The following is a 14,061-nucleotide window of genomic DNA, read 5'->3' as shown; positions in this document are numbered from 1 at the left end:
CGTGCGCCAGATCGCACGGGGCAGTTGCGCTGCACTATCGCGCAGCCTGGGTGTCGTAACTCGCATGCGCCCATTCCCAGGAGAAACCATGAGCCAGGACGTCCTCGCCAAAGAAACCAACCGCCGCCAATTGCAGCAGATCATCTCCGGGTTGTCCGACGGGGTGATTTTGGCCGAGCTCGACCAAACCATCCTCTGGGCCAACGAGGCCGCGCTGACCATGCACGGGGTCAGCGCGGTCGAACACCTGGGCGCCAACAATCAGGCCTATGCCGAGCGGTTCGCCTTGCGCTATCGCAATAACCACCCGCTGTTGCCGGACAACTACCCGCTCAGCCGGGTGGCGGCCGGCGAAGCGTTCAGCGACGTGATCGTGGAAGTCAGCCCCACCGGCGACGACGAGCGCAGTTGGGTCCATCGCCTGCGCAGCCTGGTGCTGACCGATTCACGCGGCGAACCGGAGCTTTTGGTGTTGATCCTCAGCGACGCCACCGAATGGGCGAGTGCCGAGCAGCGCTTCGAAAAAACCTTCAACGCCAACCCCGCGCCCGCCGTGATCTGTCGCCTCAGCGACCTGCGCTATATCAAGGTCAACCAGGGCTTTCTGGAGATGACCGGCTATAACCGCGACCAAGTGATCGGCCGCTCGGTGTATGAACTGGACGTGCTGGAACACGCCGAGCGCAAGGACCTGGCCATCCAGCGCCTGGCCGAAGGCGCGACCATCCCGCAGATGCAGGCCGAATTGCGATTGCCCGAGGGCGGCAGCAAGTTGGTGATCGTGGCCGGCCAGCCGTTGGACATGAACGAGGAAGACTGCATGTTGTTTTCCTTCACCGACCTGGAACCGCGGCGCAAGGCAGAAATCGCCCTGCGCCAGAGTGAGGAGCGCTTCGCCAAGTCGTTCCGCCTGACGCCGGTGCCAACCCTGGTGTGCAACGCCGACAACCGTCAAGTGGTGGATATCAACGAAGCCTTCATGAGCATTACCGGCTACACCAGTGAAGAACTGATCGGCAAAGCCATCGAAGACATCGACTTCATCGACAGCGCCCAAGCCTGCGCGCAGTTGTTCGCCACTCTGGAAAAAGCCGGCAACCTCGACGGGCTGGATCTGAAGGTGCGCAAGAAAGGCGCTGAGGTGATCGACTGCGTGGTGTCCGCCGATACCGTGAGCATCCAGGACGTGCCCTGCTACCTGCTGGTGCTGATGAACATCACCGAACGCAAGCGCTCGGAGCTGGAGCTGGTGGCGGCCATCGAAGAAGTGATGCAGGACGCCTCCTGGTTCAGCCAGACCCTGATCGAAAAGCTGGCCAACGCCAAAGGCGCCAACCGACCCAATGTGCCGGGCATTGCCTTCACCGATCTCACCACCCGCGAGCGCGATGTGCTGGGTTTGATTTGCGAAGGCCTGGCCGACAAAGAGATCGCCTCGCGCCTGAAGCTGGCGCCCAACACGGTGCGTAACCATGTGGCCACGGTGTATTCCAAACTGGGGGTGCATAGCCGTAGTGCAGCGATCGTTTGGGCCCGTGAGCGCGGGCTGTTCGCCGGTGAACTGCGTCTGAAAAACAAGCGCTGAAAGTGCAAATGCACTAGTGCGGCTAGTGCGAATTCGCCTTATTGCGCCTAGGTGTAATGCTTAACCTTCCTGAGGTGGGCACAGGCTTTCGATCCTGTGTCGTCGTATTCCACACCCGGAAGGAATTAGCATGTTTACCCTGTCTCAATTGCGAAATTGCATCGAAGAAGGCCTGTCGCCGCTGACGTGCGAATTCACCCTGTGCCGGGACGCGTCGCTGACCCTCAAAGTCTTCGACGCCGAAACCGGCCGGGTCGACCTGGTGGTCACCGGGATCAGCACCAATCGGCTGCAGACCCCGCAAGAAGTGGACAAGATGGTCGAAGAATTACGCTACGAGCTGCACAGCAACCACCTGGGCAAACTCACTCTGGATGACTTGCCTTCAGCCTCGCACCCATGAAATAGAACACCCCGCCACCGACGATAAACGCCCCCAGCATGTAGAACATGTAATGCGCCGGCAGGCTGGCCAACACCAACCCGCACAGCACCGGCCCCAGCGCGGCGCCGAGGTTGGACAGGTTTTGCGCGCCGTAATACATGCCGCGCAGGTGGTCCGGGGCAATACGGTCGATAAACATGTACTCGGCCGGGAACACGACGATTTCCCCCACGGTAAACACCGCCATCGCCAGCACCCACCACAGCACGCTGGTGGACAGCGCAAAGCCGATCAACCCCAGCATGAACATGCTCAAGCCGAAGATCAGCCACTGGCTCAGGTAACGGTGCGAGATGCGCCGACCGATCACGTATTGCAAGGCAATCACCAACACGGCGTTCGTCGTAAGCACCGCGCTGATGACCTTGTAGGTGTATTCAGCTGTGGTGGTGGTCACCAGGTATTGCGACAGGTAAGCCGTGAACTGGCCGAACACCACCGCACTGAGCACGCCGCCAACGGTGAAGCACACCAGGCGCCGATCCTTCAACAGCACGCGGCCGACAGCCAGGAACGACACCGGCTTTTGCGTGGCATCGACAGTGGCCAGCGCACGATCACCCCAGCGCCAGTACAGCAGGAAAAAACCCGCCCCCAACAGCGCCGACAGCATAAACGGCAAGCTGATATCCAACCTGGCCACCATCGCACCAAAGAACGGCCCCACCGCATAGCCGATATTGGTCAGGGTGTACTTGATGGAAAACACCTCACTGCGCGCGTCTTCCGGCAACAGGCTGGCAAAGCCGGCTTTGATCGCAATATCGATGACCGCGTAAGCCAGGTTGATCAGGATCAGGCAGCCATAGAACGCCCAGATAGTCTGCGCGAGCACCGTACCGATAAAGCCCACGACAAACAGCGCACTCAAGCCCAGCAGTAACCGATAGCTGCTGATGCGATCGACGAGAAACCCGCCATACACGCTGAGCAACGAACCGACGATCAGCGAACTGCCGATCACCAGGCCGACCTGGGTGATGTCCAGGGTAAAATGCCGGGTGAGGTAGATAACCAGGTACGGAAAGGTGATCGCCTTGGCCAGCGTCAACATCAACGTGGCGGACAGCAACAGCTTCACTGTGCGGGGGTAGTGTCTTAGGGTGGCAAGCATCCTGCTCTCATTCCATGAAGGTAACGCGGCCATTGCAGCCGGTCACCTTACCTCAGTAACCCGAAAAAAAGCAGACGTTGCCAGCGGATTATTGCTTGACCGGGGTGATCTCGAGGATGGTGCCGTTAGTGGTTTTGAGCAGCACAAACCTATTGCCCTCGTGAAATTTATCCTGTAATTTTTCATGAAATTTAACGAAATAAATTTCATGAACCAACAAGAAGAACTCGAAGCCCTGGCAATCCTGATCCACGACCTGCGCAAGTACAAGAAACTCACCCTCGCGCAATTGGCGCAAAAGATCGAGCGTTCGGTGGGTTTCCTGTCTCAGGTCGAACGAGGCCTGTCACGCCCGACCGTGGCGGACCTGACCGCGATCAGCCACGCCCTTGACGTGCCCACCACCTATTTCTACAGCCTGAGCAAGCCCAAGGCCATCAACTGGGTGACGCGCCCCAACGAGCGGCGCACGGTGTATTACGCCAATGGCATCACCGACATCCTGGTCTCCCCCAACATGAACGGTGCGTTTTCGATGCTCGACAGCCTGCTGGCCCCCGGAGCCAATAGCGGTGAGCAGACCATGAGCGACCGCGCCGAGCAGGCCGGGTTTGTGCTGGAGGGTGAGTTGACGCTGTGGGTGGAAGGGGAAGCCGACTCGGTCACCCTGCACCAAGGCGACAGCTTCCACCTGGCCAGTTTCGCCCGTTGCCGCTACGCCAACCTGACCGAACTGCCCGCCCGCGTGCTGTGGGTTTACAACTAGGAGCTACACCCGTGAAAAGCCATTCCTCCACGCTGCTGGCCGAAGTACGGAGCTTTCGCCAGAACCACCCCGACGTGCGTTATGTCGACCTGATCGCCCTGGACATCCCCGGGCATTTCTACGGCAAGCGCTACCCGGTGGAGATGCTGGAAAAAGTCGCCGCCGGCGGCCCCTTGAAGCTGCCGCAGAACGCCGTGCTGCTGGGGGTTCAGGGCGGGTTGTTCAAAATCGGTGATTACTGCTTCAACGATGGCGACCCCGACGCCAACCGCCGCCTGGTACCGGGCACGCTCAAGCCGGTGAGCTGGGAGTCGCAGCCGCTGGGCCAGATGCTGATCACCTCGGACGGTACGCAAGCACCGATCGAATTCGAACCGCGGGAAGTATTGGCCAAGGTCCTGGAACGCCTGCACCACAAAGGCATTCACCCGGTGGTGGCCTTTGAACTGGAGTTTTACCTGTTCGACAAGCAGCTCGACAACGGCCTGCCGCAATTCGCCCGCGACCCGCTGAGTAACGACGCCGACGACCAGCCCAACCTGCATATCGAGCGACTGTCGCGCTTCAGCGAGGTGCTCGACGATATGGCGCAAACCGCCAAGGACCAAGGCATCGACATCACGGTGATCACCGCAGAACTCGGCCCCGGCCAGTTCGAGATCAACTTCGGCCACTTGGACGATGGCCTGCGCGCTGCCGACTGGGCCGCCCTGTTCTGCCGCAGCACCCGCGGCGTGGCGCTCAAGCACGGCTACCGCGCCAGCTTCATGGCCAAGCCCTACCTGCAATTCCCCGGCAGCGGCATGCACGTGCATGTCAGCCTGTACGACGGCGCCGGCAACAACATACTCGCGGCCCATCAACAGCAACCCCTGCGCCACGCCGTGGCCGGCTGCCTGGAGTTGCTGCCGCACTGCATGCCGATCTTCTCGCCGAACCACAACGCCTTCCGCCGCCTGGGCGGTACGGTCAACGCCGCCACCCGTGCCAGCTGGGGCTTCGAAGACCGCGATGCGTGCGTACGCATCCCCGAGTCCGACCCGCGCAACCTGCGTATCGAACACCGCCTGGCCAGCGCCGATGCCAACCCGTACCTGGTGTTGGCGGCGATTCTGGTGGGGTTGGAGCATGGGCTTGACGCCAAGCGCGAACCCATCGCCCCACTGAACGACGACCGCAACAGCGGCACCGACTTCCCCCTGGAAATGCTCGAGGCCGTGCGCGCCATGCAACATCAAGCGGTATTGCGCGATAAGCTGGGCGCGGAATTTGTCGACGTGTACTGCGAGAACAAACGCCAGGACCACTTGGCGTTTCAGCAGGAGATCAACACGCGGGAATACCGCTGGTTTCTCTAACCCCCCATGGAATCACCGATGACCGACCAAAGCGCCCCGGCCCTCAAGGAAATCTTCAACGCCGAACGCCTGCAACACATCGCCACCGAGATGACGGCGGTGTACCCGGCGTTCGACGCCCAGGGCTTTCTCCAGCACGCCAAGGCCGGGCTGGCCGAGTTGTCGGTGATGCAGCGCGTGGCGCGGGTCAGCGACAGCCTGCATGCGGTGATCCCGCTGGATTACCCACAGACTCTCACGCGGCTCTATGCCCTCGCGCCGCGCTTGAACAGCGGCTTTGTCAGCCTGTTCCTGCCGCACTACGTGGCGAGTCATGGCCGGGATGACTTCGAGCGCTCCATGGCCGCGCTCAAATATTTCACCACCTTTGGCTCCGCCGAATTCGCGATCCGGCACTTCTTGCTGCACGACTTCCAACGCACCCTGGCGGTGATGCAACAGTGGTCGCTGGATGACAACGAACACGTGCGCCGCCTCGCCAGCGAAGGCTCGCGACCGCGCCTGCCGTGGTCATTCCGCCTGGCCGACGTGCAGGCCACCCCCGCGCTGTGCGCGTCGATCCTCGACAACCTCAAGGCCGACAGCAGCCTCTACGTGCGCAAGTCCGTGGCCAACCACCTCAACGACATCACCAAGGACCACCCCGATTGGGTCCTCAGCCTGATCGAAGGCTGGTCGCTGGATAACCCGCACACCGCCTGGATCGCCCGCCATGCACTGCGCAGTCTGATCAAGCAGGGCAACACCCGCGCGCTGACGATCATCGGCGCGGGAGCCAAGGCCGAGGTCAAGATTCATCACCTGCGCGTCACGCCGGCGGTGATCACACTGGGGGAGCGGATCAACCTGACCTTCAGCCTCGAATCCACCGCCGCCGCACCACAAAAACTGGTGGTGGACTACGCCATCGACTACGTAAAAAGCGCCGGCCACCGTGCGGCCAAAGTGTTCAAGCTAAAGGCCTTTACCCTTGGCGCAGGCGAGCAGCAGCACATCAGCCGCGAACAACATATCCGTGAACTGACCACGCGCAAGCACTACCCGGGCAAGCACGCGGTGCATGTGCTGGTGAATGGAGAACGGCTGGGCAGCGCGGAATTCGTCTTGCGCGATTGACTCAGTTCAAGCAACACCACAGATCCAATGTGGGAGGGGGCTTGCCCCCGATAGCGGTGCTTCAGTCATGCATGTTTGGGCTGACACACTGCTATCGGGGGCAAGCCCCCTCCCACATTTGGATCTCCATAGATCAGATAGACCCTGATATGCTTTTGTTCTTGCTTGGCCTTATAGCCGACCTGATCTTGGAAGCTGAATCCGGTCAAAAGTGTGGGAGGGGGCTTGCCCCCGATAGTGGTGCTTCAGTCATGCATGTTTTGGCTGACACACTGCTATCTGCGGCAAGCCCCCTCCCACATTTGGATCTCCATAGATCAGATAGACCCTGATCTGCTTTTGCTCTGCTCTTGCTCTTGCTTGGCCTTATAGCCGACCTGATCTTGGAAGCTGAATCCGGTCAAAAATGTGGGAGGGGGCTTGCCCCCGATAGCGGTGCTTCAGTCATGCATGTTTTGGCTGACACACTGCTATCGGGGGCAAGCCCCCTCCCACATTTGGATCCCCATAGATCAGATAGACCCTGAGCTGCTTTTGCTCTGCTCTTGCTCTTGCTTGGCCTTATAGCCGACCTGATCTTGGAAGCTGAATCCGGTCAAAAATGTGGGAGGGGGCTTGCCCCCGATCGCGGTGAATCAGTCATGCATGTTTTGGCTGACACACTGCTATCGGGGGCAAGCCCCCTCCCACATTTGGATCCCCATAGATCAGATAGACCCTGATCTGCTTTTGCTCTGCTCTTGCTCTTGCTTGGCCTTATAGCCGACCTGATCTTGGAAGCTGAATCCGGTCAAAAGTGTGGGAGGAGACTTGCCCCCGATAGCGGTGCTTCAGTCATGCATGTTTTGGCTGACACACTGCTATCGGCGGCAAGCCCCCTCCCACATTTGGATCCCCATAGATCAGATAGACCCTGAGCTGCTTTTGCTCTGCTCTTGCTCTTGCTTGGCCTTATAGCCGACCCGATCTTGGAAGCTGAATCCGGTCAAAAATGTGGGAGGGGGCTTGCCCCCGATAGCGGTGCTTCAGTCATGCATGTTTTGGCTGACACACTGCTATCGGGGGCAAGCGCCCTCCCACATTTTTGATCCAGGTTCTTCAGGTGGACCCGCCGAGCAACAGTGGCTGCTCCCGCGCGCACAACTCCACCACGTAATCCCACAACACCCGCAGCCGCACCGACTTGTGCAGTTCCCGGCGCGAGCTGATCCAATAGCTGCGCTGAATCCCCTCCCCCGGCAACAACGCCACCAGGTCCGGATCACCGGCCGCCATGAAGCACGGCAACACCGCAATCCCCAGCCCGGAACGCGCCGCCTGGTGCTGGGCGATCACGCTGGTGCTGTGGAACACCACTTTGGGGTTGCGGCAGAAGCTGCTGAGCAGTTTCAGTTCCTGGCTGAACAGCAGATCGTCGACGTAATCGATCCAGGCATGGGCGGCGAGGTCTTCGCGTTTTTCAATCGGCGGGGTGCGCGCCAGATACGCGCGGCTGGCATAGAGCGCCAGGCGATAGTCGGTGAGTTTGCGCGTGACCAGTTGATCGACGCTGGGACGTTCGAGGTGGATGCTGATTTCGGCTTCGCGGTTGAGGATGCTGACGAAACGCGGCACGGCCACCAGCTCCACTTCCAACCCCGGATAGCGCTCGAACAGCCCGCCCATGCGGCTGGCGAGGAACATCACCCCCAGCCCTTCGGCCACGCCCAGGCGGATCTTGCCCAGGGGCGCGGCGGTGTGGGTCAGTTCGTCTTCGGCCAGCAGCGCGACGTTTTCCATGGCTTCGGCGTGTTTGAGCAGGGCCTCGCCGGACGGCGTCAACTCATAGCCGTGGGCGTGCTGCACGAACAACGCGGTGCCGAGGCTTTTCTCGATCGCCTCGATATGCCGCGCCACGGTGGCGTGGGTGGTTTTCAGGCGTTGCGCGGCGGTGAGCAGGCGGCCGCTGCGCTGCAACTCAAGAAAAAACCGCAGGTCATTCCAGTCGAACATAGCGCCTCCAATCCGTGAGCCTGGGCCGCGCTGTTTAAAAACGCACAGCCACTGGGTAAAAACTAACATTTTTAAGACGAAAACTAACAACTAGGATGGAGCCAATAAGAAAAACAAGCGAGACCTCAGATGCCCACTGCAACTGCTGAATACGATTACATCGTCGTAGGCGCCGGCCCCGCAGGCTGCCTGCTGGCCAATCGACTGTCCGCCAACCCCGCCCACCGTGTGCTGTTGCTTGAAGCCGGTGGTCGCGACAATTACCCCTGGATTCACATCCCCGTCGGCTACCTGTTCTGCATCGGCAACCCACGCACCGACTGGTGCTTCAAGACCGAAGCCCAGGCCGGCCTGCAAGGCCGCGCCCTGAGTTACCCGCGGGGCAAGGTGCTCGGCGGTTGTTCGTCGATCAACGGCATGATCTACATGCGCGGCCAGGCTCAGGACTACGACGGCTGGGCGGCGGCAGGCAACCCGGGCTGGGCGTGGGAAGACGTGCTGCCGCTGTTCAAGCACAGCGAGAACCATTTTGCCGGCGGTTCGGCATTTCACGGCGACGGCGGTGAGTGGCGCGTCGAGCAACAGCGATTGCATTGGCCGATCCTGGATGCCTTTCGCGAGGCCGCAGCGCAAAGCGGCATCGCCAACGTCAGCGACTTCAACCAGGGCGATAACGAAGGCTGCGGTTACTTTCAGGTCAACCAGAAGGCCGGCGTCCGCTGGAATGCGGCCAAGGCGTTCCTCAAACCGATCCGCCAACGGCCGAACCTGACGGTCTTGACCGAAGTCGAAGTCGACCGCGTGTTGCTGGAAAACGGCCGCGCATCGGCAGTGGTCGGGCGTCAGCACGGCCAGTCGCTCCGTTGGAAGGCCCGTAAGGAAATCGTGTTGTGTGCTGGCGCCGTGGGTTCGCCCGGCATTTTGCAGCGTTCGGGGATTGGCCCCGCCAACGTGCTCAAGTCGCTCGGCATCAATGTGTTGCATGAACTGCCGGGGGTTGGCGGCAACCTGCAGGACCACCTGCAACTGCGGCTGATCTACAAGCTGGAAAACGCGCGCACCCTGAACCAGATCGCGGGCAGCATGTGGGGCAAAATGGGCATGGGCCTGCGTTACCTGTATGACCGCAGCGGCCCGCTGTCGATGGCGCCCAGCCAGCTCGGCGCGTTTGCCCGCTCGGGCCCGGAACAAACCTCGGCCAACCTTGAATACCATGTGCAGCCGCTGTCCCTGGAGCGCTTCGGCGAGCCGTTGCACGCGTTCCCGGCGTTTACCGCGTCGGTCTGCGACCTGCGCCCGCAAAGCCGCGGGCGTATCGATATTCGCTCGGTCAACCCGGCGGATGCGCCGTTGATCCAGCCCAATTACCTCAGCCATCCGCAAGACCTGCGGGTGGCCGCCGACGCGATTCGCCTGACTCGACGGATCGTCGCCGCGCCGGCCCTGAGCCCGTTCAAACCGGTGGAATACTTGCCCGGCGATGCGCTGCAAACCGAAGAGCAACTGCACGAAGCCGCGGCGCGCATCGGCACGACGATCTTCCATCCGGTGGGCACCTGCCGCATGGGCAGTGACCAGGACGCGGTGGTCGACGCGCAGCTGCGGGTGCATGGCGTGCCGGGGCTGCGCATCGCCGATGCCTCGATCATGCCCCGCATCACATCCGGCAATACCTGCTCACCGACGCTGATGATCGCGGAGAAAGCCGCGCAACTGATCCTTTCACCGAACACTGTAGGAGCGAGCTTGCCCGCGAAAAACACAAAGGCGCCGCGTTCATCCAGATTTCCCGCGTAATCGTTGGTGATTTTCGCGAGCAAGCGCGCGCCTACAGAGGAACGGAAAACAGACCGGCGCTGAGGTTGGCGCCGACAGTGGAACAACAATAAATAATCACTGTGAGGGATACCCGATGTCAGAACATGCTCAAACCCTGGGCTCGGCGGTCAGCACGAGCACCGTTAGCGAATCGAGAAAAGTCATCTTCGCCTCGTCCCTGGGGACGGTATTCGAGTGGTATGACTTCTTCCTCTATGGCGCCCTCGCGGCGGTGATCAGCAAACAGTTCTTTGCCGGGGTCAACGACACCACGGCGTTTATCTTTGCCTTGATGGCCTTCGCGGCCGGCTTTGTGGTGCGCCCGTTCGGCGCGCTGGTGTTTGGCCGCCTGGGCGACATGATCGGGCGCAAGTACACCTTCCTCGTGACCATTATCCTGATGGGTGTGGCGACGTTCTGCGTCGGCCTGTTGCCGACGTATGCCAGCATCGGCATCGCGGCGCCGGTCATTCTGATCGCCCTGCGCATGCTGCAAGGCCTGGCGCTGGGCGGTGAATACGGCGGCGCAGCCACCTATGTGGCCGAACACGCCCCCGCCGGCAAGCGCGGCCTGCACACCAGTTGGATTCAATCCACCGCCACCCTGGGGTTGCTGTTGTCATTGCTGGTGGTGCTGGCCTGCCGCTACTTCACTGGCGATCAGTTCGAAGTGTGGGGCTGGCGCATTCCGTTCCTGTTTTCCATCGTGCTGCTGGGCATTTCCACCTGGATCCGCATGAGCCTGCATGAATCGCCGGCGTTCCTGAAAATGAAGGAGGAAGGCAAGGCCAGCAAGGCGCCGATCCGCGAGTCCTTCGGCAAGTGGGAAAACCTCAAGGTGGTGCTGATTGCGCTGTTCAGCATCAACGGCGGGCAAGCGGTGACCTTTTACGCGGCGCAGTTCTATGTGCTGTTCTTCCTCACGCAGTTCCTGAAGATGGACCCGGCCCTGGCCAATATGCTGCTGATCATCAGCGTGGTGATTGGCGCACCGTTCTTTATCTTCTTCGGCTGGCTGTCGGACAAGATCGGGCGCAAACCGGTGCTGATGCTCGGCCTGCTGCTGGCGACCGCGCTGTACTTCCCGATCTTCAAGGGCCTGGCGCACTACACCAACCCGGCGATGGACCAGGCCAGTCGCCAGGCGCCGATCACCGTGCTGGCCGACCCGGCCACCTGCACCTTCCAGTTCGATCCGGTGGGCAAGGCGCGTTTTGACAGCCCCTGCGACAAGGTCAAGACCTTCCTGGTCAAGCAAGGCCTGCCCTACAGCAGCGCCGCCGCCCCTGCGGGCAGCCCGGTGCAGGTGAGCGTGGGCGACGTGCACATCGATGGCTTTGACGAGTCGGCCCTGCGCGCCGCCGTGACCCTGGCCGGCTACCCGACATCGGCGGATGTGGCGCAGGTCAACAAGGTGATGGTGGTGACGCTGATCGTGGTGCTGATCCTGATCGCGGCCATGTGCTACGGCCCGCTGGCGGCGTTGATGGTGGAACTGTTCCCGACACGCATCCGCTACACCTCGATGTCCCTGCCCTATCACATCGGCAACGGCTGGTTTGGCGGCTTCCTGCCGACCGTGTCGTTTGCCCTGGTGGTGTACACCGGCGATATCTTCTATGGCTTGTGGTATCCGGTGGTCGTGACCGGGGTGAGCCTGGTTGTCGGGATGTTCTGCCTCAAGGAAACGCGGCATGTGGATATCGACAACAACTGACCCGACCACCTGAACACCGCAGGTCCCCTGTGGGAGGGAGCAAGCCCCCTCCCACATCTGCTCTGCGGCGCCACACAAATTGCTGTACATCCATACAGATAATGGTTGCTCAAATCCCTCGGACTACGCATCCTGCAAGGCATCAACCCGATCTGATGTGATGACCATGCGGCTGTTCCTCTGTGAAAAACCCTCCCAGGCCAAGGATATTGCGGCCGTGCTCGGCGCCACGCGCCGTGGCGACGGTTGCTGGCTGGGCAACGGGGTGACTGTCACCTGGTGCATCGGCCACCTGCTGGAAACCGCCCCGCCCGACGCCTACGACGCCAAGTACAAGCGCTGGGTGCTCGCCGACCTGCCGATCGTCCCGGACAAATGGAAGATGCGGGTCAAGCCCAAGACCGCCGCCCAGTTCAAGGCGGTCAAGCGCCTGCTGGGGGAAGCCTTGGAACTGGTGATCGCCACCGACGCCGACCGCGAGGGCGAAATGATCGCCCGCGAGCTGGTGGAACATTGCCGCTATCGCGGGCCGATCCAACGCCTGTGGCTGTCGGCGCTGGACGACGCCTCCATCCGCAAGGCCCTGGCCGCGCTCAAACCCGGCGCCGAGACCTTCAGCCTGTACCACTCGGCCCTCGGCCGTTCCCGCGCCGACTGGCTGATCGGCATGAACATGAGCCGCCTGTTTACCTTGCTCGGCCGCCAATCCGGTTACCAAGGCGTGCTGCCGGTGGGCCGGGTGCAGACCCCGACCCTGCGCCTGGTGGTCGACCGCGACCGCAGCATCGCCGATTTCGTACCGGTGGCCTACTGGGCCATCGACGTCGACCTGCGCCACGCGCACATGACCTTCACCGCCCAATGGCGCGCCGTCGACGATGCCTGTGACGACCAAGGCCGCTGCCTCAACCCGCAACTCGCCCGGGACGCCGCCGACGCCATGACCCACGCCGCCAGTGCGCGGCTGGTGAAGTTGCGCACCGAACGCATGCGCGAGGTCGCGCCCCTGCCCTTCGACCTGGGGACGTTGCAGGAAATCTGCTCGAAGAAGCTCGGTCTCGGCGCCCAGGAAACCCTGGACATCGCCCAATCGCTGTACGAAACCCACAAGGCCATCACCTACCCGCGCAGCGATTGCGGCTACCTGCCATTGAGTCAGCATGGCGACGCGGCGAAGATCCTTGCCGCCCTGGGCCGGGCCGACGCGGCCGTCAACGAACTGATGCCGCATCTCGATCCCCAGCGCCGCTCGCGGGCGTGGAACGACGCCAAGGTCAGCGCCCACCACGGCATCATTCCCACCGGCGCCGGCAAGGATGCCGGGCAGCTCACCGGCAAGCATCGGGCGGTCTATACACTGATTCGCGCGCGCTACCTGGCGCAGTTTCTGCCCAACCATGAATACGACCGCACCCAGGCGGATTTCGACTGTGCCGGTCAAGCGCTGCGCGCGGTGGGCAAAGTCGTCATCGAGCCAGGCTGGAAACGCGCGCTGCCCGAAGCCCTTGCACCCGCCAAAGGCCGTGAGGCGCCGGTGCCGCAAGCCCTGCCGGCGCTGGTGCAGGGCCAGGATTACGCCGTTGCCAAGGTCAACCTCAAGGACCTGTGGACCCAGCCGCCCAAACCCTTCACCGAGGGCGACCTGATCAAGGCGATGAAAAACGTCGCCAAGCTGGTGGAAGACCCGTTGCTCAAGCAAAAGCTCAAGGACACCACCGGCATCGGCACCGAAGCCACCCGCGCCGGGATCATCCAGGGCCTGCTGGACCGAGGCTACCTGGTGAAAAACGGCAAGGCCCTCTCGGCCACCCCGGCGGCGTTCAGCCTGATCGATGCGGTGCCGCGCGCCATCGCCGACCCGGGCACCACGGCGATCTGGGAACAGGCGCTGGACATGGTGCAAAGCGGCGAAATGAGCCTGGAAGAATTCGTCGCCAAGCAAGCGGCCTGGATGAGCAAGCAAGTGGCCCGCTGCAACGGTATGCGTATGACCATCACCGGCCCCGCCAGCCCGGCAGGACGCGGCGCCACCCCGTGGAAGAAGAAACGCACGGCCGCGCCCCGCAAGACGGCGGCCAGCCCAAAGCGGGCGAAAAAGCCGACAAGTACCGGGTAAACCATGAATAAATCCGGCGGATGACGTTTTTCGA

The 14,061-nt window shown here is 61.9% G+C and carries 10 protein-coding genes; 8 read left to right on the top strand and 2 right to left on the bottom strand.

Annotated elements, in window-relative coordinates:
- The first annotated feature begins 88 nt into the window (after positions 1-88).
- Positions 89-1,585, top strand: coding sequence for a helix-turn-helix transcriptional regulator (locus PverR02_RS11010; RefSeq protein ID WP_046384013.1), 1,497 nt, complete (start codon positions 89-91; stop codon positions 1,583-1,585).
- Positions 1,586-1,715: 130 nt separating this feature from the next.
- The gene (locus PverR02_RS11005) at positions 1,716-1,988 is read left to right on the top strand and encodes a DUF1652 domain-containing protein (RefSeq protein ID WP_017847058.1); all 273 of its coding nucleotides are present in this window, start codon (positions 1,716-1,718) and stop codon (positions 1,986-1,988) included.
- On the opposite strand, the gene PverR02_RS11000 is transcribed toward PverR02_RS11005, so the two are convergent.
- Positions 1,951-3,144, bottom strand: coding sequence for an MFS transporter (locus tag PverR02_RS11000; protein WP_079443312.1), 1,194 nt, complete (start codon positions 3,142-3,144; stop codon positions 1,951-1,953). The two genes, PverR02_RS11005 and PverR02_RS11000, sit on opposite strands and share 38 nt — an antisense overlap.
- 208 nt (positions 3,145-3,352) lie before the next feature.
- Here PverR02_RS11000 and PverR02_RS10995 point away from each other — a divergent pair, with 208 nt between their 5' ends.
- The 3 genes from PverR02_RS10995 to PverR02_RS10985 are packed head-to-tail and all read left to right on the top strand — an operon-like array spanning position 3,353 to position 6,384.
- Complete coding sequence (locus PverR02_RS10995) at positions 3,353-3,910, top strand: helix-turn-helix domain-containing protein (RefSeq protein ID WP_017847055.1); 558 nt, start codon at positions 3,353-3,355, stop codon at positions 3,908-3,910.
- An 11-nt stretch (positions 3,911-3,921) separates the two neighbouring features.
- Positions 3,922-5,268, top strand: a complete 1,347-nt coding sequence (locus tag PverR02_RS10990) for a glutamine synthetase family protein (protein ID WP_079443311.1) — start codon at positions 3,922-3,924, stop codon at positions 5,266-5,268.
- Positions 5,269-5,286: 18 nt separating this feature from the next.
- Positions 5,287-6,384: a DNA alkylation repair protein gene (locus PverR02_RS10985; protein ID WP_079443310.1), complete on the top strand. Its 1,098-nt coding sequence runs from the start codon at positions 5,287-5,289 to the stop codon at positions 6,382-6,384.
- Between the two features lie 1,098 nt (positions 6,385-7,482).
- Here the strand turns inward: PverR02_RS10985 and PverR02_RS10975 are convergent.
- Positions 7,483-8,376: a LysR family transcriptional regulator gene (locus tag PverR02_RS10975; RefSeq protein ID WP_079443308.1), complete on the bottom strand. Its 894-nt coding sequence runs from the start codon at positions 8,374-8,376 to the stop codon at positions 7,483-7,485.
- A gap of 129 nt (positions 8,377-8,505) precedes the next feature.
- Between PverR02_RS10975 and PverR02_RS10970 the strand changes: the two genes are divergently transcribed.
- The 3 genes from PverR02_RS10970 (at position 8,506) to PverR02_RS10960 (ending at position 14,027) form a co-directional block, all read left to right on the top strand.
- Positions 8,506-10,173: a GMC family oxidoreductase gene (locus PverR02_RS10970; protein ID WP_079443307.1), complete on the top strand. Its 1,668-nt coding sequence runs from the start codon at positions 8,506-8,508 to the stop codon at positions 10,171-10,173.
- A gap of 115 nt (positions 10,174-10,288) precedes the next feature.
- Positions 10,289-11,911, top strand: a complete 1,623-nt coding sequence (locus PverR02_RS10965) for an MFS transporter (protein ID WP_079443306.1) — start codon at positions 10,289-10,291, stop codon at positions 11,909-11,911.
- Between the two features lie 166 nt (positions 11,912-12,077).
- On the top strand, positions 12,078-14,027 hold the full coding sequence (locus tag PverR02_RS10960; RefSeq protein ID WP_079444999.1) for a DNA topoisomerase III: 1,950 nt from the start codon (positions 12,078-12,080) through the stop codon (positions 14,025-14,027).
- Positions 14,028-14,061 lie beyond the last annotated feature (34 nt).

Origin of the sequence: Pseudomonas veronii, from assembly GCF_002028325.1 — a bacterium.
GTDB lineage: Bacteria > Pseudomonadota > Gammaproteobacteria > Pseudomonadales > Pseudomonadaceae > Aquipseudomonas > Aquipseudomonas veronii.
The sequence above is the reverse complement of the archived record's forward strand: the minus strand, read 5'-3'. Positions and strand labels throughout refer to the sequence as shown.

What these genes read in the sequence shown, in the direction of transcription:
- PverR02_RS10985 (WP_079443310.1), top strand. Translation starts at nt 5,287, where the DNA reads ATGACCGACCAAAGCGCCCCGGCCCTCAAGGAAATCTTCAACGCCGAA.
- PverR02_RS11000 (WP_079443312.1), bottom strand. Translation starts at nt 3,144, where the DNA reads ATGCTTGCCACCCTAAGACACTACCCCCGCACAGTGAAGCTGTTGCTG.
- PverR02_RS10970 (WP_079443307.1), top strand. Translation starts at nt 8,506, where the DNA reads ATGCCCACTGCAACTGCTGAATACGATTACATCGTCGTAGGCGCCGGC.
- PverR02_RS10995 (WP_017847055.1), top strand. Translation starts at nt 3,353, where the DNA reads ATGAACCAACAAGAAGAACTCGAAGCCCTGGCAATCCTGATCCACGAC.
- PverR02_RS10965 (WP_079443306.1), top strand. Translation starts at nt 10,289, where the DNA reads ATGTCAGAACATGCTCAAACCCTGGGCTCGGCGGTCAGCACGAGCACC.
- PverR02_RS11010 (WP_046384013.1), top strand. Translation starts at nt 89, where the DNA reads ATGAGCCAGGACGTCCTCGCCAAAGAAACCAACCGCCGCCAATTGCAG.
- PverR02_RS10975 (WP_079443308.1), bottom strand. Translation starts at nt 8,376, where the DNA reads ATGTTCGACTGGAATGACCTGCGGTTTTTTCTTGAGTTGCAGCGCAGC.
- PverR02_RS10960 (WP_079444999.1), top strand. Translation starts at nt 12,078, where the DNA reads ATGCGGCTGTTCCTCTGTGAAAAACCCTCCCAGGCCAAGGATATTGCG.
- PverR02_RS11005 (WP_017847058.1), top strand. Translation starts at nt 1,716, where the DNA reads ATGTTTACCCTGTCTCAATTGCGAAATTGCATCGAAGAAGGCCTGTCG.